This is a genomic window from Engelhardtia mirabilis (assembly GCF_007748095.1).
In the GTDB taxonomy this organism is placed as follows: domain Bacteria; phylum Planctomycetota; class UBA1135; order UBA1135.
Window position 1 is genome coordinate 550,909 of sequence record NZ_CP036287.1, and the last position, 25,474, is coordinate 576,382.

Annotated in this window: 17 protein-coding genes; 12 read left to right on the top strand and 5 right to left on the bottom strand. The window is 70.3% G+C overall.

Annotated features, from left to right (window positions below; all coding sequences use genetic code 11):
- Window positions 1-37 precede the first annotated feature (37 nt).
- The 9 genes from Pla133_RS02100 (at window position 38) to Pla133_RS02140 (ending at window position 15,242) form a co-directional block, all read left to right on the top strand.
- The gene (locus tag Pla133_RS02100) at window positions 38-1,312 is read left to right on the top strand and encodes an alpha/beta hydrolase family protein (RefSeq protein ID WP_145061905.1); all 1,275 of its coding nucleotides are present in this window, start codon (window positions 38-40) and stop codon (window positions 1,310-1,312) included.
- 75 nt (window positions 1,313-1,387) lie between these two features.
- Window positions 1,388-2,293 carry a hypothetical protein gene (locus Pla133_RS25830; RefSeq protein ID WP_419192043.1) on the top strand — a complete coding sequence of 302 codons (906 nt, stop codon included), beginning with the start codon at window positions 1,388-1,390 and terminating at the stop codon, window positions 2,291-2,293.
- Window positions 2,290-2,835, top strand: coding sequence for an RNA polymerase sigma factor (locus Pla133_RS02110; RefSeq protein WP_419192044.1), 546 nt, complete (start codon window positions 2,290-2,292; stop codon window positions 2,833-2,835). The genes Pla133_RS25830 and Pla133_RS02110 overlap by 4 nt, the downstream gene beginning before the upstream one ends.
- Before the next feature lie 228 nt (window positions 2,836-3,063).
- Window positions 3,064-6,207 (top strand): sigma-70 family RNA polymerase sigma factor, encoded by a 3,144-nt coding sequence (locus Pla133_RS02115; RefSeq protein ID WP_145061909.1) that lies wholly within the window; start codon window positions 3,064-3,066, stop codon window positions 6,205-6,207.
- A 434-nt stretch (window positions 6,208-6,641) separates the two neighbouring features.
- Window positions 6,642-9,359: a M14 metallopeptidase family protein gene (locus Pla133_RS02120; RefSeq protein WP_145061911.1), complete on the top strand. Its 2,718-nt coding sequence runs from the start codon at window positions 6,642-6,644 to the stop codon at window positions 9,357-9,359.
- Between the two features lie 17 nt (window positions 9,360-9,376).
- Window positions 9,377-10,099, top strand: coding sequence for a formyltransferase family protein (locus Pla133_RS02125; RefSeq protein WP_145061913.1), 723 nt, complete (start codon window positions 9,377-9,379; stop codon window positions 10,097-10,099).
- A 101-nt stretch (window positions 10,100-10,200) separates the two neighbouring features.
- Window positions 10,201-11,283, top strand: a complete 1,083-nt coding sequence (locus Pla133_RS02130) for a cupin (RefSeq protein WP_419192045.1) — start codon at window positions 10,201-10,203, stop codon at window positions 11,281-11,283.
- Window positions 11,284-11,309: 26 nt separating this feature from the next.
- On the top strand, window positions 11,310-12,749 hold the full coding sequence (locus Pla133_RS02135) for a pyridoxal phosphate-dependent decarboxylase family protein (protein ID WP_145061915.1): 1,440 nt from the start codon (window positions 11,310-11,312) through the stop codon (window positions 12,747-12,749).
- 27 nt (window positions 12,750-12,776) lie between these two features.
- Complete coding sequence (locus tag Pla133_RS02140; RefSeq protein ID WP_145061917.1) at window positions 12,777-15,242, top strand: PQQ-dependent sugar dehydrogenase; 2,466 nt, start codon at window positions 12,777-12,779, stop codon at window positions 15,240-15,242.
- A gap of 224 nt (window positions 15,243-15,466) precedes the next feature.
- On the opposite strand, the gene Pla133_RS02145 is transcribed toward Pla133_RS02140, so the two are convergent.
- Window positions 15,467-16,246 carry an IPT/TIG domain-containing protein gene (locus tag Pla133_RS02145; RefSeq protein ID WP_145061919.1) on the bottom strand — a complete coding sequence of 260 codons (780 nt, stop codon included), beginning with the start codon at window positions 16,244-16,246 and terminating at the stop codon, window positions 15,467-15,469.
- 51 nt (window positions 16,247-16,297) lie between these two features.
- Between Pla133_RS02145 and Pla133_RS25835 the strand changes: the two genes are divergently transcribed.
- Together Pla133_RS25835 and Pla133_RS02150 are read left to right on the top strand one after the other, a co-directional pair.
- Window positions 16,298-16,450, top strand: coding sequence for a hypothetical protein (locus Pla133_RS25835; RefSeq protein ID WP_419192046.1), 153 nt, complete (start codon window positions 16,298-16,300; stop codon window positions 16,448-16,450).
- A gap of 24 nt (window positions 16,451-16,474) precedes the next feature.
- Entirely contained in the window at window positions 16,475-18,094 is a 1,620-nt protein-coding gene (locus Pla133_RS02150) for a GDSL-type esterase/lipase family protein (protein WP_145061921.1), read from the top strand.
- Window positions 18,095-18,124: 30 nt separating this feature from the next.
- Here Pla133_RS02150 and Pla133_RS02155 read toward each other — a convergent pair whose 3' ends face one another.
- From Pla133_RS02155 to Pla133_RS02170, 4 genes are read right to left on the bottom strand one after another with little or no spacing between them, the layout of a single operon-like run.
- Window positions 18,125-19,150: a D-alanine--D-alanine ligase family protein gene (locus Pla133_RS02155; RefSeq protein WP_145061923.1), complete on the bottom strand. Its 1,026-nt coding sequence runs from the start codon at window positions 19,148-19,150 to the stop codon at window positions 18,125-18,127.
- Window positions 19,151-19,162: 12 nt separating this feature from the next.
- Window positions 19,163-20,191: a hypothetical protein gene (locus Pla133_RS02160; protein WP_145061925.1), complete on the bottom strand. Its 1,029-nt coding sequence runs from the start codon at window positions 20,189-20,191 to the stop codon at window positions 19,163-19,165.
- Window positions 20,192-20,211: 20 nt separating this feature from the next.
- Window positions 20,212-22,815: a serine/threonine-protein kinase gene (locus tag Pla133_RS02165; RefSeq protein ID WP_419192047.1), complete on the bottom strand. Its 2,604-nt coding sequence runs from the start codon at window positions 22,813-22,815 to the stop codon at window positions 20,212-20,214.
- Window positions 22,805-23,398 (bottom strand): ECF-type sigma factor, encoded by a 594-nt coding sequence (locus tag Pla133_RS02170; RefSeq protein WP_145061928.1) that lies wholly within the window; start codon window positions 23,396-23,398, stop codon window positions 22,805-22,807. The genes Pla133_RS02165 and Pla133_RS02170 overlap by 11 nt, the downstream gene beginning before the upstream one ends.
- Window positions 23,399-23,603: 205 nt before the next feature.
- Between Pla133_RS02170 and Pla133_RS02175 the strand changes: the two genes are divergently transcribed.
- Window positions 23,604-25,271 carry an FG-GAP repeat protein gene (locus Pla133_RS02175; protein WP_145061930.1) on the top strand — a complete coding sequence of 556 codons (1,668 nt, stop codon included), beginning with the start codon at window positions 23,604-23,606 and terminating at the stop codon, window positions 25,269-25,271.
- Window positions 25,272-25,474 lie beyond the last annotated feature (203 nt).

Consider the following 25,474-nt stretch of genomic DNA (forward strand, 5'->3'; position numbering starts at 1 on the left):
GGAACGTCCGCCGCCACGAACCTCACCCCACGAGCCCATGACCTTGCCGATCGTCCTCGCCTCCCGACTGCTGTGTGTCGCAACCGCGATCGGAATCGCGGTGCAGGAGGCTCCGCGAGCCGTCGAGCGCCTGACCGACGCGCGCCGCGGCTTCGAATCGGTCTTGGTCGATCAGCGCCGCATCGACGAGCCCCTGGTCGCGCCGCCGGAGGACTCGTGGTCCCTGGTCGAGTACGACGCGCCGAAGGGGCGCAACGCCGCCTACCTGTTTCGCGGCGAGCCGAGCCCCGAGCCCGGTCCGGCCGTCATCTGGCTCACCGGCGGCTTTCCCCCGGCGCGCGGCGGCGGCTACGTGTGGTCGCCGGGCCCGCCGATGAACGACCAGTCGGCGAGCCCCTACCGCGAGGCGGGGATCACGATGCTGTTTCCCACGGTGCGCGGCACGGCCCGGAACCCTGGCTTGCAGGAGGGCCTGATGGGCGAGGTCGACGACGTGCTCGCGGCGGCGCGCTTCCTGTGCGAGCTGGACGGGGTCGATCCGGCGCGAGTCTATCTGGGCGGGCACAGCACCGGCGCGACCCTGGCGCTGCTCGTCGCCGAGTCCACCGACCTCTTTCGCGGCGTGTTCTGCTTCGGACCCGTGGTCGAGCTCGCCGACTACGGCGAACGCGACTGGCCCTTCGACCAGGCGGACCCGCGCGAGTTCCGCCTGCGCTCGCCGCTGCACTTCTTGGATGCCATCACGTCGCCTACCTGGGTCTTCGAGGGCGAGGACGGGAACTCGGAAGATCTAGCGAAGCTGAGCGCCGCGCTCGCGAACCCGCGGGTGCGGACTCTCGAGCTGGCGCGCGCCGACCACTTCTCGGCGCTGACGCCCGTCAACCGCCTGCTGGCCGAGCGCATCCGCGATCATCGCGAGAGCGAGTTCGACCTGGACCTCGCTCGAGTCACCGCCGCCTACGCCGACTTCTGGCACGCCCAACGCGAAGCGCGCGACCTGGAGCGCCTGGCCGAGCTGCGCCGAGCCGGAGCGCGTTGGGGCGAGCCGCACTCCCTTCGCTTCGAGGTCCGCAGCAGCTTCCCCGAGCGACTGGCGGCGCTGACCGAAGGGCTCGCGCCCCTCGGCTTCTCCGCCGGGCCCGCGCGCCAGCGTGCCGAGGGCGAGGACGGCCCGCGCTTGCGGATGACCCTCGAGCTCAACGCGCCCCTGGAGATCCATGCCGTCCTCGACGCCTCGCGCGCCGTCGCCGAGGCGGCGGCGGAGCTGAACGTGCTCGAGGAAGGCTGGACGGCCGCGCCGGCGGTCCGCTGAGGCCGGGCCGGGCCCGGACGGAAACTTGCCAATTGCGCCGAAGGATCGGGGCGTAGTCCTCCTCCAACGGCCGCCATGCAGTACGACGAACTCGAAGCCCTCGACCGCGACCTGGCCGCCGTCAGCGACCGAATGGCCCAGGCGCGGCAGGGGGAGCAGCTCGCCGCAGCCGTGCGGAAGCAGCTGCGCCGGCCGATTTGGAACCTGGGGCTGACCGCAGTCCTGGTCTGCGGGTTGGGCCTCGCGGGCCTCGCCCTGGGCCTCGACGATCGCTGGGGCCGCAGCGTCCTGGGGATCGCCGTCGCGCTGTCGTTCTTCGTCTTCCCGGGCCAGGTCCGAGCGATCTCGGACGCTCGCAGAGCAGCGGAAGCCGGCGACGCGGACCTCTTCGAGCTCGCGGCCAAGGAGATCTCCAAGCGCTTCGCCTGGCAGGTCATCGGACTGCTGTTCATGCTGCCGGCGGTCTTTGCCTTGCTGTTCCTGGCGGCGGTGGTGGAGGAGTCGGACCACCTGCTCGTCGCCGCAGCCGCGCTGCTGCTCTACCTGCCCTTGCACTTCTTCCTGCGCCTGCGTTGGACGGCCAGGGAGGTGACCGAGGCTCAGCGCTGGCGGCAGGTCGCCCGCGAGGCGGCGGGACTCGGTGCCGAGGAGTTGGAGGAGGACGACGATGACGATGACGATGACGATGACGACGATGACGATGACGATGACGATGACGATGACGATGACGATGACGATGACGATGACGATGACGATGACGATGACGGGTTCTGGGGCCTGCGCTTCCTGGGCTGGATGGCGCTCAAGTCCTTCTGGCTCTTCGTTATCTACCTCGGGCCCTTGGTGGCCCTGCGCTTGGTGATCGGCGCGCTGGTCGGCAGTGATCCCGCGCGATCCCTGATCGGCGCCGCGGTCCTCGCCGTGCTCTGGATTCTGGTTTGGAAGCTCGTCCTGCCCGAGGGCGAGGAGGGTCCTTCGTGATCGACCTCGTCGACGAGGCACGCCTGCTCACGCTGCTGCGCGGCAGAGGCGCGGAGCGCGAAGCGGCGGTGCGCGAGCTGTTCGAGCTCACCCGCACCTCCCTCTTCGGCCTCGCCCTGCGCATGACCGGCCGCCCGGACCTCGCCGACGACGCAGTCCAAGAGACCTTCGTCGACGTCCTGCGCGGCATCGCCGGCTTCCGCGGCGACGCGCGCCTGACCACCTGGCTGTTCCGCGTCGCCGTACGCGCCTCGACCCGCGTCGCCTCCCGCGCGCGGGGCCGCGAGGAGGTCCTGCCCGACGACCTCGACGCCGGCAGCCGCGACCCGTCCCACTCGGCCACGCAACGGGACTCCGCCGCGCGAATCCTGCGAGCCATCGCCGCCCTCCCCGCCCCCCTGCGCGCGGTCGTGGCCCTGTCGGCCCTCGAGGGCCTGGCGCAGACCGAGGTGGCGCAGGTCCTGGGGATCCCGTCGGGCACGGTCTACTCGAGGTTGCACGAGGCGCGGGCGCGGTTGCGGGAGGCGCTCTCGGTCTCCTAACGGATCGACGCGCCCCCGAGCGCGGGCAGGTCAGATCGACGGCGCGCGCTAGTCAGTTCCGGTCCCGGGCCTGAGCCCAGGGCACCCCAGCGCAGGGTCGAATCGCCCTGCGCCGGCGACCCAGGGGTGCGGCTCTCGAGCCCCGAGCCAATCCCATCTGGCCCCTCGCCGAGGATTTTCGGAGATTGCTGACGCCGTGGAATCCGTCGCTGCATTCGGTCCCTTGCCATGACCAACCACCAGGCGTCCCTCGAAGCCCTGCTCGTCCATGAGCGCTGGGCGCGCGCCCTCGCGCGCGACATGGTCCGCGACATCGATCGCGCTGACGAGATCGTTCAACGCGCCTACCTCGCCGCCCTGCGATGGCCGCCCGCCCCGGAGGCGAAGTTGCAGGCTTGGCTGGCGACAGTGATACGGAACATCGTGCGCTCTGACGCCCGATCAAACGCGAATCGTCGTGCCCGCGAGGAACGTCATGCTCGGCCGGAAGACGACGTCGAGGGCGCCGATGCAGCCCTGCAAGTGCGGGACGCCAGTGACAAACTTCGAGCGGCCGTCGAGGCCTTGCGCGAACCGTACCGAACGCGCATCACTGAGCGATACTTCGAGGAACTCAAGCCCGGTGAGATCGCCCGCCGAAGCGGGCTCGCGATCGACACGGTCAGGACACAACTCGCCCGCGGCTTGGCCGAGCTCAGGACCCGCATGGCCAGGGGAGCCGGGGAAGGGCGGGACGCCTGGATCCTCTCCGTCGCGCCCCTTCTGGCCGTACGGCGACGGTGGCTGCCGAGCGCCGCAGCGGCACGTGCTGCGATGTGGACGATCTTCGCCCTCGTGCCGGCGACCTGCCTGTACCTGTTCTTCGGCCGACCGCTCACAGAGCCTGCCGGCGATCTCGCTGCCACCCTCGTGGGTCCGAGCATCGTGGACGCTGCGGCAATCAGTCCTGCCGCGCCCGCCGGCGCTGAGCGAACCCCAGTCGCCCACCTCGCAAGGGCGCTCGAGGCCATCTGCGTCGACGGACTTACCCTGCGCCCCCTCGAGGGGGCGCTGATCCGAGCCTGGGCGCTGCCTGATGACCCCGCGCTGCGGGAGTCCGCGGTCCGCCGCTTGCGTTCGGGGGCACTGACCGGGACCGGGTTCGACCAGGTCACTGAATTACAGACCGACGGGAACGGCAGGTGCAAGGTCGAGACGACCGGCGGGTATCAACTCGTCACGGCAAGCTACGAATCACTTTGGGACTGGGCCGAAGTCGGACCGGAACAGGGGAGTCCGGTCCACCTCGCCCTGCGAGAGGATGACAACGTTCAGGTCCTGGTCATCGACGATCTCGGCGCGCCGCTGGAAGGCGTGCTCGTCCATTTCCGAGGATTTGACTATTGCTGGGATGTCGAGTTCTCTGATTCGCCAGTCGCGCTGACGGGTCCTGACGGGATCGCGGAGCTGGCCCACGTGGGCCACTGGCTGTGGAGCAGCGACTCGCTATGCAAGCCGGTCGCCTGCATTGAGGCCTGCGTGATTGGAAGTCAGTCCCGGTGGATCTCGGTGGATCGAGAGAACCTGCCTGAGAATCCGGTCGAAGTCCGAGTATCCGGTGAGCTAGGGCTCGTAGAGGTTCGGATTGTCGACCCTGATGGCAGCCCGATTATCGGGAACGGGCGAGTGCATGTGGATTGGATACCGGAGGGAGAGAAGGACGCACTGTCGGCGTTCAGTGCACCGCTGATCGAAGGAGCGCTGGCGTTTCATATGCCGATCGGCGGTCGTTGCGATATTGAAGTCGAGTCAGCCCTACGCGGTATTTATCACGCGACCATTGAAGGCCCGCGGGTGATCGGGGAGGTCGTTCGGTTGGATCTCGGTGAGGAAGCCGGCGACAGCGTCTTCACGGGGCAGCTCGTTGATGAAGTGGGGTTGCCAATGACCTACACCGAGTTCGAATACTCTCCGCCGAATTCGGTCGCGCGGGGCGTCACCGATGCCTCGGGACGGTTCCGGGTTCGAATTGTGGATGCCCTCTTGGACGATCTCGCCGCGTCCGTATTCCTCGGGCTGAGGGCACTGCCGGTCGGCGTCCGATCTTCGGCAATGGCGAGGGTCGAGGTCTCCTTGGTGCCAGGTGTTCGTGATCTGGGCCCGATCCAGCTCTTGGCGGAAGAGGCAAGCGTGACCGGGTTTGTCTCTGATTCCGCGGGGCAGCCGATCGCCGGGGCATCGCTCTCTGTGCAGATCCGAGACCAGGAAGAGTGGTGGGGTGAGAAGGCTGCGACGATGACCGACTCCGATGGGCGATTCGCCCTTGGGCGTAACGGGGACGATTGGGGCGGCGGAGAGCGACTGGTTGTCCGGCGCGACGGATACGCTACGGGTGAAGTAGACTTCGATTGGGGGCAGTCGGACGTCTCGATTGTCCTCGAGCCGGAGCGGGTCGTGCGAGGACGAGTCCTTGTCGATCCCACCATGGCTTCTGAATCGATCTTCATTGCATTGATGTCGGCGGATCTCAGGCCCGACGAATGGAGGCCGAGGGAGAGCGCCTCCGATCGATTCTCGAACTTCGGTGTCGAAGTCGAAAGGCTTCGGGGCGATGGTCGCTTCACGTTCAGGCGTATGTCCGATGGCCCATACCGGCTTCAGGTCATTCGGGGTGGTGGCGACGAGCTGGACGTGGTCCATGAGGCCGGGCCCTTGACATTGGCGGTTGAGGGTGACCGATATGGAGTCCTCGACGACATTGATCTGCGAGGTGCGTTTCGAGAGGTTGAGATTCTCGTCGTTGATGAAGCTGGCATGCCGATCTCAGATGCGTGGGTCTACGTCGAAGGCCTGCTCGTGGGTGAGCGCACTTCGAGCTACGACGGAGTCTCCGAGTCGTACGCAACTGATCTCGATGGGTCTGCCCAAGTGTTCGCGTCCTTGGAGGGTTCGATTGTCGAGATATCAGCGTCGGGGTACGTCGACCGATCGGTCGAGATCGAATTGGACGACGTCGTTGTCGTTCTGCGGTCGAACCCACCGCGCGAGTACTTGGTGAATCTAGATCCGCTTGAAGTGCCGAACGGATTGGTTCTAAGTCTTGGGTCGGAGAGTCGCAGCGAGCTGGGCTCGATATCGACTCACGATTGCTGGAAGCACGGCGGCGAGTTCGATGAGCGGGGCGTTCTTTGTTGCCCTGAATCGCTTACAGGTCCGGTCGAGCACTGGTTCACGCTCAGCGATGGACTCAACCGGGTCACCGTCGACGAACCGCGCCAGCTCGAGGCCCTCGATGCAAACCGGACAGGTCGCATCTACCTCGCCGCCCCGGACGCCGGTTCGTTGAGTTGTGCAGTCGATGAGCTGCACAGGCTCGCGGAAGGTGAGCAGTGAGGGCAGCCGTTCTTCCGGGTATCTGCGAGGGGGAGCGTGCCCGCGACTGCACTGGGCATACGCGCCGGGGCTGGACTGTTCAGCGGCAGATGCCTGTGGCACTTCAACCGTGGGCGGATGGGGGCTGCATTGCGGGTTCACTGCCGAAGATGTTCGGGAAGGAACATCGGTCAGGACCCGAGTTCGGCCCGGAGGTTAGCGTGCTCCCGCAGTAGTCGGCCAGCTCCGTTGGGGCCGGTCGCAGGCCGGCAGCCGCCGGTAGTGCAGTCGGCGGTGTTCGGAGGCCCAGGCGCCACGGAGGCTGCGACTGGCCGCGCGGCACTCTGGGGCACTGGGTCCGATCTGGTTCCGACCTGGACTCGAGCGCTCCTAGACCTCCGGACCGCACCCGGACAAGGCTCCCCGCGGGCCGCGTGAGGCGTCAAACTGCGGCGATGATCGCGCAACGGCTCCTGCTCCTCGGCCCGCTCGTCGTCGGCCTCGTCTCTGTCCCCGCTTCGGCCCAGACTGACGCCCAGGGCCCCCAGCCCTTGGAGTGGTATCTGCCGGCGGGCATCGCCTATGACGCGGACTTCCCTCGGCCCGAGTCCGTCCTCGGCTGGGGCGTGGGGGACTGGCACGTGCGGCACGATCAGCTCGTGGGCTGGTTCCGTGCGGTTGCTGAGGCCTCGCCGCGTTTCTCGCTCGAGACCTACGGCTACACCCACGAGCAGCGGCCGCTGCTGCTCGCCACGGTGACGAGCCCCGCGAACCTGGCGCGGATCGACGAGATCCGTGAGGCGCACGTGAATGCCGTGCTCTCCGGTGACGAAGCCTACGAAGGCCCGGAGGTCGTGTGGATGGGCTACAGCGTGCACGGCAACGAGTCGAGCGGCTCCAGCGCCGCCATGCTCTTCGCCTACCACCTGGCGGCGGCGACGGGGCCCGAGATCGAGCGCTTCCTCGAGGACACGATCGTTCTGATCGACCCCTGTCTGAACCCGGACGGCCTCAGCCGCCACGCCCAGTGGGCCAACTCCCACAAGGGGCGCAACCTTGTCGGCGATCCCGACCATCGCGAGCACCGCGAGGTTTGGCCGGGCGGGCGCACGAACCACTACTGGTTCGACTTGAACCGCGATTGGCTCCTCTTGACGCACCCCGAGTCGCGCGGGCGCCTGGCGAAGTTCCACGCGTGGATGCCCCAGGTCCTGACCGACTACCACGAGATGGGGACCAATTCGACCTACTTCTTCCAGCCGGGGATCCCCAGTCGGCAGAACCCGCTCACGCCGGAGCGCAACCTCGAGTTGACGCGCGAGATCGCGACGTACCACGCGGACGCCCTCGACGAGCTGGGGAGCCTCTACTACACCGAAGAGAGCTTCGACGACTTCTACTACGGCAAGGGCTCGACCTACCCCGACCTCCACGGCGCGATCGGGATCCTGTTCGAGCAGGCCTCATCGCGCGGGCATTTCCAGGAGAACGACTTCGGCGGGATCAGCTTCCCGTTCACGATCCGCAACCAGTTCGTGACCAGCCTGTCGACCCTGGCGGCGGTGGACGGGATGCACGACTCGCTCTCCGGCTACCAGCGCGAGTTCTATCGCACGGCGCTAGAAGAGGCGGCGGCCCACGACGTGCGCGCCTACGTCTTCGGCGCGGCGGAGGATCCGGAGCGGACCTTCCGGATGGTGGACATCCTGCGGCGGCACGGTATCGAGGTGCGACACTTGGGGCGCGACTTGGACGCCGACGATGACGACGGCACCGCCTTCAGCGCCGACGGCTCCTACGTCGTCGACCTGCAACAGCCGCAGTTCCGGCTGATTCGGGCCCTGTTCGAGACGCGCACGTCCTGGCCGGACAACACGTTCTACGACGTGTCGAGCTGGAACCTGCCCCTGTCCTTCAACGTGCCCTACCGGGCCCTGGACGCCGATGCCGCGATCGGCGAACTGATCGGGGCGCCGGCCGAGGAGGACTTCGCGCCGGGCGGTTCGGTGATCGGGGCCGAGCGGGTCGTGGCCTGGCTCTTCGAGTGGCACCACTACAACGCGCCCCGCGCCTTGAACCGCATGCTCGAGGCCGGCGTGCGCGCCCAGGTGGCGACGCGGCCGTTCAGCGTCGAGACCGGCGCGGGGCCGCGGGACTTCGACTACGGCACGATCGTCGTCCCGGTCGGCGTGCAGCGCCTGTCCCGCGACGAGCTGCGCGCCCTGGCCGACGCCGCGGCCGCCGACGGGCTCGAGGTCCACGCGGCCACGACCGGGCTGACCTTCGACGGGGTCGACCTGGGCAGCGGCTCGCTGAGTTCGCTCGAAGCGCCACAGGCGCTGATGCTGGTGGGCAGCGGCGTGTCGTCCTACGAAGCCGGCGAGGTCTGGCACTACCTGGACACGCGCGTGGACATGGGTGTTTCGATGGTCGAGAAGGAAGCCTTCGGCGGCCTCGACCTGGAGCGCTACACGCACCTCTTGCTGGTCGCCGGCGCGACCGGGGGCTGGGGCGAGCGCGAAGAGAGCCGCGTGCGCGATTGGGTGCGCGGCGGCGGCGTGCTGGTGGCGACCAAGAGCTCTGGCGAGTGGGCGGCCGAGCACCTGATGGGCAACCGCGAGGACGAGCCGGACGACGCTCCGAAGGCGAAGTCGGACGAGATCGCCGAGGGCGACGAGCCCGGCGACGACGCCACCGAGGACGAGGACGGCGAACCCGAGCCCAGCCCGCCGATCTACGCCGACTACGAGGACCAGGCTGCGGTCAGCCGCGTGGCCGGGACGATCTTCCGCGCGCAGCTCGACACGACGCACCCGCTGTGCTTCGGGTTCGTGCGCGACGAGTTGCCGGTCTTCAAGAACTCCACTGCCGTCCTGCCCGAGAGCGAGGATCCCTTCGCGGTGCCCGTGCGCTACACGGACGCGCCCCTGGTCAGCGGCTATGCGTCCGATGAGAACGCCGAGAAGATCGCCGGCACGCCGGCCGTGCGCGCCGCTCGCCTGGGGGCCGGCACGGTCGTCGCGATGATCGACGACCCCAACTTCCGCGGGGTCTGGTATGGCACCAACAAGCTCTACGCCAACGCGATCTTCTTTGGCGGGGCGATCAAGCGCACCGGTCCCCTGGACGACGCCGCCGACGACGGGGTCGACTCCCACGGCCACGGGCACTGACCCGCCGCCCCTCGACCATGGACGCTCCGCGCTTCGCCTTCCTGGTGCTCGAGGAGCACCCCTATGGCCGCGAGATGCTGCGCCGCATCCTCGCGGCCGGCTTCGCGCCGGCGGTGGTCGTGGTCGAGTCGTCGGACGTCGCCGACGAGGAGCGCGAGAAGTTCCTGGTGCGCTGCGAGGGGCGTGAACTGGCCCCGACCATCGCCGAGCAGGCGGCGCAGGGCGGCATCCCCGTGGAGAGCCTGCCGGCCCACCGCAGCGCGGCCCTGATGGGCCTGCTCGGTGACGAGCCCCTGGACCTGATGGTCCTGGGCGGCACGCGCATCATCCGCGGCGCGATCCTCGACCACCCGGCCCACGGCGTGGTCAACAGCCACCCGGGGCTCCTGCCCGATTGCCGCGGCTCGGCTTCGCCGGCCTGGTCGGTGTTCCACGACATCCCGGTCGGTGCGTCGACGCACTTCTGCGATCGGGGCATCGACACCGGCGACCTCTTGCTGCGGCGCGAGTTCCCGGTGCGGCGCGGCATGACCTACGAGGACCTGTGCCACGGAACCCTGGTGCTCGCCGGGGCGCTGATGGCCGAGGCCCTGACCGCCTACCGCGAAGACCGCTGGCCGCAGCTGCGCCGCCCCCAGGGGGAGTCGCCCTGGCCGACCTTCAAGAACGCGCCCGACGAGGTGCTCGAGGTGGTACGGACCAAGCTCGCCGACCAAACCTATGGCTGCTATGTCGACTGATTCGGGATTCCTCGGAGACGTCGTTCAGTCGGCCGGGGACTTCGACGCCGGATGGGGCGTCGAGTGGCGCGTCGAACTCGCGGCGCAGACCCATGGCTGCCATGCCGATTGACGAGCACTTCCACGGCGAGGTGGTGCTGCCCGCAGGTGACCTCGACGCCAGCCTGGCCTTCTTCACGGGCGAGCTGGGCTTCGCCCTGGACACGATCTTCCCCGCCGACGCGCCGCGCTCGGCGATCCTCGTCGGCCACGGCCTGCGGCTGCGGCTGGAGCGCGACTTCGACGGGGCGGCGGGGACGCTGCGGCTCCGTTGCGCGCCCGGAGCGGCGCGCCGCACGGTGGCGCCGGGCGGCACCGTCGTGGAGCTGGTGGAAGTCCGCGAACCCGCGCCTCCGCGCCTCGCGCCGCGGGTGCAGATCCACCGCGCGGCCGGCGACGACTGGGGCAGGGGCCGAGCCGGCATGGCCTACCGCGACCTCCTGCCCGGGCGCCTGGGCGGCGGCCTGATCGCCTCGCAGATCCGCATCGCGCAGGGTGGCCCGGTGCCCGACTACGTGCACTTCCACGAGATCGCGTTCCAGATGATCTACTGCCGCCGCGGCTGGGTGCGCGTGGCTTACGAGGACCAGGGCGAGCCCTTCGTGATGCAGGCCGGCGACGCGGTGTTGCAGCCGCCGCGCATTCGCCACCGGGTGCTCGAGTCCGGCGATGGACTGGAGGTGATCGAGCTGACCTGTCCGGCGGAGCACCCGACACGCGCCGACCGCTCGCTCGAGCTGCCCACGGACGAACTCGATCCCGAGCGCGACTTCGGAGGCCAGCGCTTCGCGCGGCACCTGGCGGCCGATTCCACTTTGCAAGCGTGGCGCGGCGGCGCCTTCGCGGCGCGAGACCTGGGCCTGGGCGCCGCCACCGGCGACGTGGTCCAGGCCGTTGTCGCGCGCAGCACCGGCGCCGCCACCCCGTCCGCTGCCTCCGACCGACACACCTTCCTCTTCGTCCTCGCCGGCTCGGCCGAGTTGCTACTCGACGGCAGTGGCCACGAGACCCTGTCCGAGGACGACGCCGTGTCCCTGCCCCCTGGCTGCGTCCATCGAGTCGTCGCCACCGCGCCCGACCTCGAGCTGCTCGAAGTGCGCCTCGCCGTGGACGGCGACGGCACCCTGCGCCCTCCGCGGCCGTGAACTCACGCCCGCCAACCGCGACCGCCATGAGCGACATCGACGCCTACGACCCCGAGGCCTTCCGCGCGGCCGGCCACCGCTTGATCGACGGCTTGGCCGACCACCTGGTGCGTGCCGGGGGTCGCGATTGCCCGGCGATCTCCAACGTCGCGCCCGAGCGCATGCTGGAGGAGCTGCCGGCGCGCTTCCCCGCGGGCCCCGGTGGGGACGTGGTCATGCGGCTGCTCGAGGTCGTCCGGCGCTCCACTGCCGTGCACCATCCCGGTTACGTCGGGCACCAGGTCTCAACGCCCCTGCCCCAGGCCGCGTTGGCGGAGCTGACCAGCGCGCTGATCAACAACGGCATGGCCATCTACGAGATGGGCCAGATGCAGACGGTGATGGAGCGCCACGTGGTCGCCTGGATGTGCGGCGTGCTCGGCTTCGGCGATGGTTCCGGCGGGATCCTGACCCACGGCGGTTCCCTGGGCAACCTGACCGCCCTGCTGGCCGCGCGCCAGGCCCGCGCCGGCCACGACATCTGGACCGAGGGCACCCAGCAACCCCTGGCGCTGCTCGCCTCCGACCAGGCGCACTACTGCATCGACCGCGCGGCGCGGATCATGGGTTGGGGCGCGGGCGGCTCGATCGCGGTGCCGACCGACGGGCGCTTCCGCATGGGGATCGACGAGCTGGAGCGCAGCCACCGGCGCGCGGTCGACGAGGGCCGGCGCGTGGTGGCCGTGGTCGCGAGCTGCTGCTCCACGGCCACGGGCAGCTTCGATCCCGTGGACGCGATCGCCGACTTCTGCGCCGAGCACGACCTGTGGCTGCACGTGGACGGTGCCCACGGCGCGTCCTTCGCCCTCTCGGAGCGCACCCGCGACCGCCTGCGCGGCGTCGAACGCGCGGACTCGGTGGTCTGGGATCTGCACAAGATGATGGCCCTGCCGTCGCTCAACACGGCGGTGTTGTTCCGCGACGGGCGGCGTTCCTACGAGGCCTTCGCCCAACAGGCCAGTTACCTGTTCGACGACACCGATCCGGGCAGCGAGTGGTTCAACGTCGGGCGGCGCACCATGGAGTGCACCAAGCGCGCGCTCGGGGTCACGGCCTACTGCATGCTCGAGGCCTACGGGACGGCGCACTTCGCGCGCCACGTCGAGCGGCTGATGGAGTTGACCCACCGGCTCGAGGCGCTGGTCGTCGCCGCGGCGGACTTCGAGCTCGCCGTCGAGCCCGAGGCCAACATCCTCTGCTTCCGGCACGTGCCCCCGGGTTTCGACCAGGATCTGGACGGACTGCAGGCCCGGATCCGTCGGCGAGTGCTGGACAATGGCCGCTACTACCTGGTGCAGACGCGCTTGCGCGGCCGGCTCTGGCTGCGGACGAGTCTGATGAACCCGAACACGACCGAGGACGACCTCGAGGGGCTCCTGGACGAAATCCGCGCCACAGCCGCGAATCGCGGCCACCGCCTAGACTGAGCGTCCACCCGTTCCCCGGACCGACCCATGCTCGCGGCCCTGCTGCTCTGCGCCCAACTCAACCAACCGCCCTGGGCGCCAGCGATCAACGAGCCGCCGGTGATCGGGCCCGCGGTCAATCCGGGCGACGTTCCGATGGAGAGCGTCTTCGCCGACCCCGACGCCGGGGACGCGCACCTGGCCAGCGATTGGGAGCTGTGGACCGTGGTGCCGTTCGCCCTGGCGTGGACCTACACGGGCGCTGCCGGTTTCGCCGCTACCAACGCTGCCCTCGGCGACGGCTCGTTCGTGGGCAGCCATGCCGGCGCCGGCACGCTGTTCGACGACACGACCTACCTGCTGCGCGTGCGCCACCGCGACGACAGCGGCGATCCGGCCACCGAGTGGAGCCCTTGGGCTTCGCGCGCCTTCACCACCGGCTCGGCCCAGGACTGGTTCCCGCTGGAGCTGAAGGACGTGCTCGACGCGCCCGGGCACCAGTGGACCCGGGCCGCGGACGGTGCGGCGGTGGACCTGCCCGGCGGGGCGGTTCCGCCGAGCCTCGCGCTCGAAGCCTCGCTCACCCTCGGGCTGCTGACGGTCACCGGCAGTGGCGGCCCAGACCTCGTCTCGAATCCCCCGCCCCTCCCAGCGGCCGGACCGGTGCGCGCGCGGCTGAACGGGGGCGCCAACGGCTTGGTCTTGCCGGAGACGGACCTCGAGCTGCACGCCCCCGGCTGCGAAAAGCACGTCCTGCTCCTGCCCGCGGTGAACCTGCAACCCTTCGAGCAGGCGATCTTCTGGTTCTCGGACGACGGCGTGTCCTTCGAGGCCACCGCCTTCCAGACCGCGCCTGTCTTCATCCAGCCCGCGCGCCTGCCGGAGCCGCCCTGGATCGTCGAGCAGTCGGGCTTCGTGGTCGAGGAGGTCGCGACCGGACTGGCCCTGCCGGTGGACATCGCCTTCGTGCCCGCGCCCGGGCCGGCGCCGGATGACGTCCTGTTCTACGTCTCCGAGCTGTACGGCACGATCCGCACCGTGACGCGCGACGGTAGCGTCGGGACCTACGCCGCGAACCTGCTCAACTACGACCCGGGTGGACTCTTCCCCGGCAGTGGGGAGCAGGGCGTGACCGGCCTGGCGGTGGATCCGATCACGGGCGACGTGTTCGCGTCGATGCTGTACGACACCGGCCTGGGCACCCCTTGGAACCCGGTGCACTACCCCAAGGTCGTGCGCTTCACGAGCCTCGACGGCGGTCGCACGGCCGCGAGCCAGCAGGCGATCCTGGACTTCGTGGGTGAGGTCCAGGGCCAGTCGCACCAGATCTCGAACCTCACCATCGCCGACGACGGGCGGCTGTTCGTGCACATGGGCGACGGCTTCGCCTCGGCCACGGCCATGGACCTGTCGTCCTTCCGCGGCAAGCTCCTGCGCGCCGAGCTCGACGGCAGCCCGGCGGCGGACAACCCCTACTTCGACGCCGGCGACGGCATCGACGCCCGCGACTACGTGTGGGCGTCCGGGGTCCGCAATCCCTTCGGCGGCGACCTGCGCTTCGCCGACGGCAACCTCTATGTGGTCGAGAACGGTCCCTGGCAGGACCGGCTGGCGCGGATCACGCCGGGCCTCGACCTGGGCTGGGACGGCAACGGCACGTCCATGGCCATCAACGCCCTGTGGAACTGGTTCCCCGCGCGCGCGCCGGTGGACATGGCCTTCGCCCAGGCGACGACCTTCGGCGGCGGCGGCTTCCCACCTGCAAAGTGGGACCGCGCCTTCGTCAGCCTGTCGGGGCCGACCTACCTGAAGGGGCCCCAGGACGGCGCGAAGCGGATCGATGAGTTCCTGCTGAACGGTGTCGGCGCGGTGGTGGGGGAGCCGGTGACGCTGGTGAGCTACGCGGGGATGGGCCACGGCTCGATCGCCGGCCTGGCCTTCGGTCCCGACGGGCTGTACTTCTCGACGCTCTATCCCGAAGCGACGGCCGCGGGGCCGACGGGGGTCGGAGCGTCGATCCTGCGCGTGCGTTACGAGGGCGTCGTCGACTGCAACGGCAACGGGCAGGCGGACGACTGCGACATCGCGTTGGGGTCGAGCGCTGACTGCAACGGCGACGGGGTGCCGGACGAGTGCCAGGTGGGGCTCGCGGTCGTGCGGTCGGGAGAGCCCGCAAACCCCGCGGCCCTCGCGGTCGGGTCGACTGGACCGCCGGTGATCGGAGGGGTTTGGCGCCCGCTGGTGGACAACGCGCTCGTGCTGCAGGGGGCGGTGACGGACGTGTTGGCCTTGACGGCGAAGGGGCTCAACGTGCCCACGCCGTTCGGGACGCTCTTGTGTGATTTGAGCGGCGCGACCCTGTCGTTCATCACAGCGCCGGGCGTGCCCTTCGCCGTGACCGTGCCGAGCGACTGCGCGCTGATCGGCGTGGGCTTGAGCGCGCAGGCAGTCGCGGTGGGGGCGCTGGGGGAGTTGGCCCTGACCAACGCGCTCGATCTGACGATTGGATCCTGACTGTGGGCGTACGGTGCCGTGGGCGTACGGTGCCGGTGGGCGTACGGTGCCGGTGGGCGTACGGTGGGCGTACGGTGCCGGGACCATTTGTCCCAACTGCGTCCCGCGGCGCTGCGATTCGCAGCGCCGCGGGACGCAGTTGGGACAAATGGTCCCGGCACCGTACGCCCACCGGCACCGTACGCCCACGGCACCGTACGCCCACACCTACCCACGGAATCTCGTCAGAAGACCACAGCGAAGCCATTCGACGCCGCCAGCAGGCTCGGCAGGCTCGCGTCGACCGTGAACCACTGCAGGCCGACGGTCCCGCTCAGCGAGCTCGGCACCGGGAGCCCCAGCGACGCGTCGCCGACTGCGTCCGTGGTGGTCGCGAGCAACAGCACCGGCGCGCCCAGGTCCAGCGCGATCAGACCGTCGCCCATCGGCAGGCTCGGTGCGAAGTCCGGCGCACCGATGGCCAGGAACGTCGCGGCGCTGGGCGGGGCCAGGTGCAGCGTCGGCCTGAAACTCGAGTTGTTCTGCCAGACGTCGGGGCCGAAGGGCTGGCTGACCAGGTACTTCGGCGGCCCCGAGTCGTAGTCGAAGGAGATCGCCGGCCGCACGGTCGAGGCCGAGGGGGTCGTGCCCAGGCCGAGGGTCACGATCTCGCCGAGGGTCTGCTGCAGCGGGAAGAAGCTCCCCGCGAAGGTCAGCACGCCGGTGTCGAGCCAGACCGCGCCGCTGCCGGAGGACACACCCGGGTCGAGGGTCAGGGCCGGCACCTTCAACCAGATCTGCGTGTCGCTCACGCTCTCGGGCACGACCGCCTGGGGGAAGCCGGGTCCGGCGAGGAGCCCGACGCTGACGCTGGCGATGCCCGCCAGGCCCGAGCCCTCGATCAGGACCAGGTCGCCCGGCGAGCCCGTCTGGGGCACCACGCGATCGACCGTCTGCAAGCCCAGCGCCGACGCGGCGCAGACGAGGTGAGGGAGCGTGAACAAGGCGAGCTGGAGTCGAAGCATGGCGAGCTGTGAGGCGGCGGCGGGCAGGACGGCTTGGGTTAGTATGCGCCCATGTCCGCATCCCTGCCGGCCGAGTTCAAGGCCTACCTCCGCGAGCGCGCGGTGGTCTGGTTGGTCGTGCTCGCGGTGGTCGTCGGCGGTCTCGTCTGGCTGGCCTGGCGCACGGCCCAGGTGCCCGAGTCGCCCTTCACCTACCAGGTCTGAGCGCCGAGGGATCGGCCGTACGACGTGAGCAACCTCGATCCGCTGGCCCAGACGCCCCTGTGGAGGCGCGCCCTCTACGCCCTGCTGCCGACCCTGGTCCTGCTCGGCCTGGTCGAGGTGATCGTGCGCGCGGCCCTGCCCGACGCCAGCGGCGTCGACCTCTCCCGCGGCTTCGGTGACGCGGCGCGCTACCTGGTGCGCGAGCCCGACGGCGGCTACCGCACGGCCATGTTCGTGCGTGACGTCGACGAGAAGGTGATCCCGCCCAAGAGCGAGACCCTGCGGGTCGTGATGCTCGGCGGCTCGAACACCGAGGGCTTCCCCAGCGGCTGGCTCGGGGAGCGGCTGACCGAGGCCGGCGCGACCCTGGGCAAGACGGTGGAAGTGATCAACCTGGGGCGCCGCGGCTACGGCTCCGGTCGGGTGCGCGTACTGCTACCCCAGGCCCTCGAGCTGGAACCGGACCTCTTGGTGGTCTACTCGGGCCACAACGAGTTCGTCGAGGCCAGCTTCCGCATGGACCTGGAGCAGGCCAGCGGCGAGGTCGAGGGCGGCTCCCTGGCCGCGGTCGATCGCATCGCGCGCAACTTGGCCAGCTACCGCTCCCTGCAAGGCTGGTTCGGCGATCGCGCCGGCCTCGAGCAGGCCGAGCGCCGTCCCCAGGAGCAGACCTTCGAGCACGAGAAGTTCCTCGGCCTCGAGTGGGAGCAGACCGTCGCCAAGTTCGAGGAGTACCGCAAGAACCTCGAGACCATGGTCGCCGACGCCCGGGCCGCCGGCGTGCCGATCCTGCTCTGCACGGTGGCCGGCAACGACTTCGCCGCGCCCTTCGTGTCGACGCCGCCGGCCGGCTTGAGCGAGGCTGAGATCGCCAAGCTGAACCAGGCCCTGACCGAGGCGCGCAAGGCCCAGCCGCGGTCCCTGTCGTACCTGATCCCGCGCGTGCCCGAGGAGCGCCTGCACTTCGAGGACTGGCTCAAGAAGGACGGCCCGACCCTCACGCCGGAGGAAACGCCGGTCTTCACCGCCCACCGCTCGCCCTTCGACCTGGCGCCCTTCTGGTGGTCGCGACCGCACACCTGGTCGAAGCGCGTGCGGCCCTTCCTGACCTACCTGCGCGCCCTGCGCGTGCGTGGCTTGTCGGAGGCGGACCAGGCCGCCGCGCGGGCGTCGATCGAGCCACTCCAGCGCGCCCTCGCCATCGCCCCCGACCACCCCGAGGCCCTCTACCGCCTGGGCCTGGTGGACTACGCCGTCGGCGACCGCGAGCGCGGGGCCAAGCTCATGCGCCGCGGCTCCGCCACCGACCGCGCCCCGCGCAAGGGCACTCAGTACTCGAACGACATCGTGCGCGAGGTCTCGGCGCGCCTCGGCGTGCCCCTGGCCGACGTGGAGCAGACCATCCGCGCCCGCTGCCCCGACGGCCTGATCGGCTTCGAGCTGATGCGCGACGAGTGCCACTTCCACCAGGCACCGCGCTACGTGGTCATGCTCGACGTGGCCGAGGCGGTGGTGCCGGTGCTCTTCCCCGCGCTGGGGGACGAGGCGCGAGCCGAGGCCAAGAAGGCCTGGGGGCAAGCGCTGCTGGACCTGATCCGCAACGCCACCACCGCCGGCGAACGCGAGCTGGTGCGCGGGGGCTGAAGGTGTGGGAGTACGGCACCGTACGCCCACCTACCCCATCCAGGGTGCCTCGTACCGCAGCCCCAGGTTCACGATCTTCTGCAGCAGCTGCGGGTACCCGTACCCCACGCGCTCGAACGACTCGGCGAAGTCCTCGCCGAAGCACAGATCCGGGTTCGGGTTCGCCTCGAGGATCCAGACCCGCTCGCGCTCGTCCATTCGCATGTCGATGCGCGCATAGCCCGACAGGCCGAGGGCCTTGTAGATGCGTCGCGCCAAGCGGGTGATCTCGTCGGTCTTGGCGGCATCCAGCTCCGCCGGCGCGGTGCGCAGGCCGATCTTCTTCTGGTAGGCGGTGTCCCACTTGACCCGCGAGGTGAAGACGTTCGGCGCCCCCGGTCGCAGGTCGTCCATGAACAGCTCGAAGATCGGCGAGGTCTCGAGGCGCTGGTTGCCGAGCACGCCGATGGTCATCTCGCGGCCCTCGATGTACTCCTCGCACAGGGCGCCGGTGCCGACGTTGCGGTGGATGAAGTCGACGCGCTCGCGCAGTTGCTCGGCGTCGCGCACGACCGAGGCCTCGGAGATGCCGACCGAGGCGTGCTCGCTGCGCGACTTGACGAAGAGCGGGAAGTCCAGGTCCTTGGGCAGGCGCGCCAGGGCCTTGCCCCGCGGCACCACCATGAAGTGCGGCGCGCGGATGCGGTGGTAGGACAGGATCTTCTTGCAGAGCGACTTGTCGTTGGCGAGCAGCAAGCCGCGCGGGTTGCAGCCGGTGTAGGGCTGCTTCTGCAGCTCGAGCCAACTGACCACGGCCGAGTCGTAGAGGCCGACGCCGTGGAAGTGCGTGAGCAGGTTGAAGGCCACGTGGGGGCGGTGCTCCCGCAGGGCGTGGCGCAGGACGCTCAGGTCGTCGTCGATGCCGACCATGGTCACCGTGTGGCCCAGGTTCTCGAGGGTCGAGACCACGTCGAACTCCTGCTTGAACTGGTTGGCCACGTCGGGCGCGAGGCCCTCGAGCGAGTCGGGCGGGACCAGGTCGGCGTGCAGCGCGACGAGAATGCGGAGCTTCTTCACGGTTGGTCCGGGCTAGCGTTGGTAGCGCGGGTGCGCGCCGTAGAGGAACTGACTCGACAGGGAGGTCAACACCACCGCCGCGTCGACCAGGGCGTCGGCCTCGGTCGACGGCAGGCGCAGCTCGCGCAGGTGACTGCGCTCGATCATCTCGCGCAGGGCGTGGTCCAGGAGGTAGCGGTGCTGGCCCGTGGCGGCCGCCACCCGGCGCACCAGGTTGCGCCGGTTGCGGCGCAGGAAGGTGCTCGCCCGCGGACCCTTGTCGAGAGCCGGGAAGACGCGCTCGAGTTGGCCGGCGAAGGCCGGAGTGCCCTCCTGGGCATAGAACTCGCGCTTCTGGGCGTAGTACTCGCGCAGGGTCGTACGCACCGAAGCGACGTTGTCCTCGCGCGCGCGGGTACGCAGGGCCGGGGGCTTGTCCGCGATCTCGGCCATCAGGACGTCCACGTACTCGAGCTTGGCCAGGGCCGGCCAGTCGGCGTAGCGCGTGCGCCAACGGGAACCCGAGCCCAGCCAAACCGCGAACGTCTCGGCCCAATCCTCGAGCGGGTGGCTCTGGCTGTACCAGTAGTCGAGGTTCAGCACGTGGGCCCGGCTGGTGGGGTCCGGCGTGTAGCTCGACTCGTAGGCGTCACCGGGCCGTCCGAACGTCTCGCGCCAACTGCGCCGGCGCCGCAGGTGGTAGGCGTTGTCGATGGCGTGGGCGGCCTCGTGGCGCAGGATCCGCAGGCACTCGTCCTGGCTGCCGCCTTCCACCTGCAACATCTGGCTGCGCTCCAGGCGCACCAGGCGCTCGTGGGCCAGGTAGAAGGGAATCGCGAAGCCGGTGGCGCCGTCGGGCGTGAACCAGTCAGTGGAGAGCCAGACGTAGGGCTTGAAGCGCAGGCCGCGTCGGGCGAGCTCCTCGTGCAGTCGCTCGACACGGCCTTCGAGCTCGGAACCCTCGATCGCCAGGCCCAGGTCGCACAATCGCCAGTCGAGCAGCTCTGCGTCGGGCAGCGTCGCCCAGCGCCCGCGGCTGGTCGTGGTCCGTTTGCGCGCCATGGAGAGAGTCTAGGGCAGAGTCACTCGATCACCCGCTCGGCCCACAGGTCTCGGTTCCCGCGGGCGGTCCCTGAGGCGAGGCGCAGACCGGCGGCGGCGACCGTCTGCGTTGATGACGCGGCCGGTCCGCTGACCTCCAGGCAGTGCTGATAGAGCTCGTCGAGTTCGACGGCCGCGTCGACGGCGGCCGCGCTGCCCGGATCCGCCAGGCCGCGCGCCTCGAGTGCCCGCGCCCGCGCGTAGACCGTGCGGCGATGATCCGGTCCGAGCTGCGCGCTGCGACCGACGGCCGCGCGCTCGAAGTTGACGCTGGCCTCGTCGAACTGCCCCAGCTCGATCTGCACCAGCCCCAACGACGCGACTGCGTCGAGAGTCTCGCTGTGATCGGGCCCCCAAAGGCGCTCGTTCATCTCCAAGCAGGCGATGCTGATGCGCTCCGACTCCTCCAGCTCGCCCAGCTCGTAGACGGCGCCCCCGAGGTTGTAGAGCAGGGTGGCCACGGTCGGGTGGTCACCGTCGAGCTCGATTTGGAGGATCGCGATGGCCTCCTCGAACAGCTCGCGGGCCTCGGCGTTGCGTCCCTTGCCGAACAGGAAGGTGCCGAGGTTGCTGGCGGCGACTCCGGCTTGGACCGAGAGCGGCCCATAGGCCCCGACGATCAGCTCGCGGGCCGAGCGGTAGGCGGCCTCGGTGGCCTCGTCGTCCCCGAGCACGCGCGTAGCGCGCGCCAGGTGGCTCGCCGCGGTGGCGGCCATGGGTGAGAACTCGGGACCGAACTCGACGAAGCGGTCCCTCGCGGCCTGGGCGTAGGGGATCGACTCCGTCAACTGCCCGGACTCCTGCAGGGCCCAGGCCAGGTCGCTGTCGATCGCGGCGAGCTCGGGATAGGTGTCGTCCAGGTAGCCGTGGGCCAAGCCACGCAGTTCGAGCAGGTCCTGGGCCGCCGCGGCGTGGTCCCCGCGCCGCCCGCGCAGGGTGGCGAGCAGGCGACTGGCGCGCACCCACTCGAAGGCCCGCTCGGGCAAGAGGTCGGCGAAGATCTGGCGCGCGCCCTCGATGTGCTCCTGGGCCGACTCGTAGCGGCCCTGGCCGTAGTAGCTGAGCCCGATCAACAGGCGCGTGTCGGCCTCGAGCACCGATTGGCCGGGAAAGGCGCGCATGACCTCGCTCGCCGCGCGGTCGAGCATCTCGCCCACCGTCGACTCGCTCGAGGTCGTCGTGGTGACGCCCAGGGGGTTCGCGCCGCGCAGCATGGTGTTCAGGAAGCGGTTGAGCATCTCGGCCCGCTCCAGGCGCTCCTCGGCCTGGGCGCGTGCGGCCTCGGCGTCGGCCCGCGCGGCCACGGCGCTGGCGCGCTCGGTCTCCAGCTCGATCCCCCGGGCCTCGAGCTCGCGTCCGCGCTCGACGCTCTTGTAGAGACCCCAGCCAGTGCCGGCGGAACCCAGTAGCAGCAGCGTCGCCGCGACCGCGCCGCCCACCACCCAGGCCCGATTGCGACGCACGAACTTGCGCGCCGCGTAGGTCGCGCTCGGCGGACCCGCGTGCAGGGGTTGGTGATCCAGGTAGCGCCCGAGCTCGTCGGCCAGGTCCTGGGCCGAGGCGTAGCGGCGGTCGGGCTCCTTCGCCATGGCGCGCGCCGTGACCCAGTCGAGCTCGCGCGACAGGCTCGGCACCAGGCGACTGGGGGGCTCGGGGTCGCGCTCGCAGACCTCCTTGGCCAGGGCCGTCCACGAGCTGGAGTCACTGATCCAAGGCGAGCGACCGGTGAGCAGGTGGTAGAGCAGGACCCCCAGGGCGTGGACGTCGGTGCGCACGTCGATGCCCTCGCTCAGACCGAGGACTTGCTCGGGACTCATGTAGCCCAGGGTTCCCAGCAGCTCGCCCCCGGCCGTGAGCGAGAGGTCCGTCTCCCCGGTCGCGCGCGCGATGCCGAAGTCGATCACCCGCACGCGCCCCTCGAGGTCCACCAGGCAGTTGTCCGGCTTCAGGTCCCGGTGGATCACGCCGCGCAGGTGACCGTGTTGGACGGCGACGCAGGCCTCGCGCAACAGCAGCAGTCGCCGCCGCAGGGGCAGCTCGCGGGCGAAGGCCGTCAGGGGTCGCGCGCCCTCGATCAACTCCATCGCGAACCACGGCCGCGGTGGCCCGCCCTCGGGGCCCTCGAGCACGCCGGAGGCCAGGACCTTGGCGATGCCCGGGTGCGACAGCCGCGCCAGGACCTGGGACTCCTCCTCGAAGCGCCGCCGCGAACGCTCGGTGCCCAGACCCGAGCGCAGGGCCTTCAAGGCCACCGAGCGCGCCGGGCTCTCCTGCCGCGCCTCCCAGACCTCACCCATGCCGCCGGCGCCGATCGGGCGCACCAGCTCGAAGCCGCCGATGTGCGCGCCCGGCTGCAGCACCACGTGGGTCTCGTGGCGGTGGGCCAGGTCGACCAGGGTCTCGGCCGAGGGCGGCTCCAGGAAGCGCTCGTCGGTGGCGTGGGCGGCGAGCATGCGCTCGGCCTCGCGGGCGAGGTCGGGGTCGTCGCGAAGGGCCGACCGCACCGCATCGACGCGCGCCTCGGCCGGCAGGGCCAGGGCGGCCTCGAACGCCTCGCGCACGCGGCGGAAGCCGCTACTGTCCATCGGCCCCCGGCGCGCCCTTTGGGCCGGCACCGTCGGGGCCCAGGCGCGAGGCCAGCCAGGCCCGGGCCGACTGCCATCCCCGCTCGACCGTGGCATGTCCCAGTTGCATCACGTCGGCGGTCTCCGCGATGGAGAGGCCGCCGAAGAAGCGTAGCTCGACGATGCGCGCCAGGCGGGCGTCGAGTTCGGCCAGGCGATCGAGCTCGTCGTTCAGTTCGAGCACGTCGGGCACGCGGTCCGCGTAGACCGCCAGGGCCTCGTCCAGGAGCACCCGCTGCCGCGAGTCGGGCCGCTTGGCCGCCGACTTGGCGCGGGCGTGGTCCACGAGGACCGAGCGCATGGCCTTGGCCGCAATGGCCAGGAAGTGGCCGCGATCACCGGGGTCCGAGCCCGCGTGGTCGAGCTTGAGCCAGGCCTCGTGGATCAGGGCCGTGGCCTGCAGGGTGTGCCCGGCCCCGGAGCCGAGCATGCGCCGCGCCCGGTCGTGCAGGTCGCCGTAGACGACCTCGAAGAGCGCTTCGCCGGCGCTCTCGTCCCCACCCTTCAAGCGCTGCAGTAGGACCGTGACGTCGCCGTGTCTCACGCGTGACTCCGCTCGCAATCGTGGGTGAGGCCCCGGCTTCCGTCAAGCCGGGGCCGCGAGTGGAGCCCATGACCGGGGATTGGTGAGGGAGCGCGGGGCCGCAATCCGTGGGCATCAGCGAGCGACGACCGCGCAGGTCGGTCGCGCGCCCATTCCTGAACACACCCGCGTCGAGCACGGCGCGGCCGCCCCAACGGCTCCCGCCATGCAATTCCGAAGCTTCGCCCCCCTGGCCGCCGGCCTGCTCGTCGCCAGCGGCCACGCCGCGGCCCAGACCTTTGACCTCGCGACCCTCTCACCCGCCGACACCGGCGTCAGCAACCTGGTCGGCTCGGCCTGCGACGTCAGCGGCACGGCTGTGATCCTGGGTGGAGCCGGCCACTCCGACGGCGGCGTCGCGGGCACGGGCGGGGCCTGGATCTTCGAGCGGAACGCCGGCGGCGCCTGGGCCGAGTCGGCCGAGCTGGTGCCCTCCGACGCCATGGTCTTCGGCCGCTTCGGCTTCGCCGTGGCGATCGACGGCGACGTGGCCATGGTGGGCGCCCACGACGACAGCAGCGTCCTGAGCGGCGCCGGCTCGGTCTACGTGTACACCCGCCAGCCCGATCAGACCTGGCTCGAGACCGACAAGCTGGCGGCCAGCGACGCCACCGTCTTCGCCCAGTTCGGCCACTCGGTCGCGATCGACGGGGACTTCGCCGTGATCGGCGCACCCACGGCCAAGTCGCCCTTCGGCACCAGCGGTGCCGGCTACGTCTTCCAGCGCCAGATGGACGACTCCTGGCTCCAGGTCGCCAAGCTGTTCGACAGCGACGCCCCGAGCGGCGTGGAGCTCGGCTTCGACGCCTCGATCTCCGGCACCCGGGTGGTGCTCGGCGCCCACAAGCAGGGCGACACGGCGCCCGTGGCGGGGGCGGCCCACGTGTTCGAGCGCCAGAACGACGGCTCCTGGCCGCGGGTCGCCAAGCTGCTCGCCAGCGACGGCGCGGCGATCGACTACTTCGGCTACTCCGTGTCGGTCTCCGGCGACAACATCGTCTGTGGCGCCTGGCAGGACGACGACTTCGGCACCGGCACCGGCTCGGCCTACGTCTTCGAGCGCCAGCCCGACACGAGCTGGACCGAGGTCGCCAAGCTGCTGCCTCCGGTAGTCCAGTCCAACGGGCACTTCGGGCAGTCGGTGTGGGTCGACGGGGACTACGCCCTGATCGGCGAGATCCACGAGATCGTCGGCTTCTACATCGATGCCGGCGGCGCCCACGGCTACGAGCGCGGAGCCGGCGACTGGGCGCATAGCGAGTCGTTCTACTACCAGGTTCCGGGCAACGACCAGAACTTCGGCCACTGCCTCGCAGTCGATGACGGAACGATCGTGATCGGCTCGTCCGAGAACGACCAGGTCGCCACCAACGGCGGACTGGCCAAGCTCTACTACTCCTACGGAGCCACGAGCGACCCGGCGCCGGTGGTCCAGGGCAACGGCAGCGACGGCTGCGACGGTCCGCAGGTGATCGGCCTGGCCCGTCCGGCCCAGATCGACTCGGCCGACTTCGGCTTCACTTGCACCAACGCGCCGGCCTCGAGCACGGGCTTCCTGCTGGTCGGCAACGTGGCCGACATCGCGGGCTCGGACCTCCTGGGGTTGGGGGTCACCCTGCACGTGAACGTGCTGTTGTCGACGCCGACGCTGCTGCTGGACTTCTTCAGCGATGCCTCGGGCGACGGCTTCGCGCCGGCGCCCTTGCCGAACTCGCCGAGTCTGGTGGGAGCCGTGCTGCACGCCCAGGGCGTGTGGGTCTGGACGAGCTGCACTCTGCCGCCGCTCAACCTGTCGAGCTCGAACCTGGTGAGCTTCACGATCTCGGCGCCCTGAAGTCGGGGCCCCGTGGCCCCGAGGGGGAGGCCGAGGGGAAGCGCCGCAAGGCGGGCGGGCCGGCGTCGCGCGAGCGGTGTCGGCCCCTTGTCGTGCCCGGCGCCTGGGTCGCAATGCCCGGTCGGTGCCGGGCTTGCGCCCAATAGGAGCCAGATTCGGGCCGATTCGCCGTGGGGCGGTGAGGGAGGCACCGGCCGCAATCC

What these genes read in the sequence shown, in the direction of transcription:
- Pla133_RS02175 (WP_145061930.1), top strand. Translation starts at nt 23,604, where the DNA reads ATGCAATTCCGAAGCTTCGCCCCCCTGGCCGCCGGCCTGCTCGTCGCC.
- Pla133_RS02115 (WP_145061909.1), top strand. Translation starts at nt 3,064, where the DNA reads ATGACCAACCACCAGGCGTCCCTCGAAGCCCTGCTCGTCCATGAGCGC.
- Pla133_RS02130 (WP_419192045.1), top strand. Translation starts at nt 10,201, where the DNA reads ATGCCGATTGACGAGCACTTCCACGGCGAGGTGGTGCTGCCCGCAGGT.
- Pla133_RS02140 (WP_145061917.1), top strand. Translation starts at nt 12,777, where the DNA reads ATGCTCGCGGCCCTGCTGCTCTGCGCCCAACTCAACCAACCGCCCTGG.
- Pla133_RS02145 (WP_145061919.1), bottom strand. Translation starts at nt 16,246, where the DNA reads ATGCTTCGACTCCAGCTCGCCTTGTTCACGCTCCCTCACCTCGTCTGC.
- Pla133_RS25830 (WP_419192043.1), top strand. Translation starts at nt 1,388, where the DNA reads ATGCAGTACGACGAACTCGAAGCCCTCGACCGCGACCTGGCCGCCGTC.
- Pla133_RS02120 (WP_145061911.1), top strand. Translation starts at nt 6,642, where the DNA reads ATGATCGCGCAACGGCTCCTGCTCCTCGGCCCGCTCGTCGTCGGCCTC.
- Pla133_RS02135 (WP_145061915.1), top strand. Translation starts at nt 11,310, where the DNA reads ATGAGCGACATCGACGCCTACGACCCCGAGGCCTTCCGCGCGGCCGGC.
- Pla133_RS02165 (WP_419192047.1), bottom strand. Translation starts at nt 22,815, where the DNA reads ATGGACAGTAGCGGCTTCCGCCGCGTGCGCGAGGCGTTCGAGGCCGCC.
- Pla133_RS02100 (WP_145061905.1), top strand. Translation starts at nt 38, where the DNA reads ATGACCTTGCCGATCGTCCTCGCCTCCCGACTGCTGTGTGTCGCAACC.
- Pla133_RS02160 (WP_145061925.1), bottom strand. Translation starts at nt 20,191, where the DNA reads ATGGCGCGCAAACGGACCACGACCAGCCGCGGGCGCTGGGCGACGCTG.
- Pla133_RS25835 (WP_419192046.1), top strand. Translation starts at nt 16,298, where the DNA reads ATGTCCGCATCCCTGCCGGCCGAGTTCAAGGCCTACCTCCGCGAGCGC.
- Pla133_RS02125 (WP_145061913.1), top strand. Translation starts at nt 9,377, where the DNA reads ATGGACGCTCCGCGCTTCGCCTTCCTGGTGCTCGAGGAGCACCCCTAT.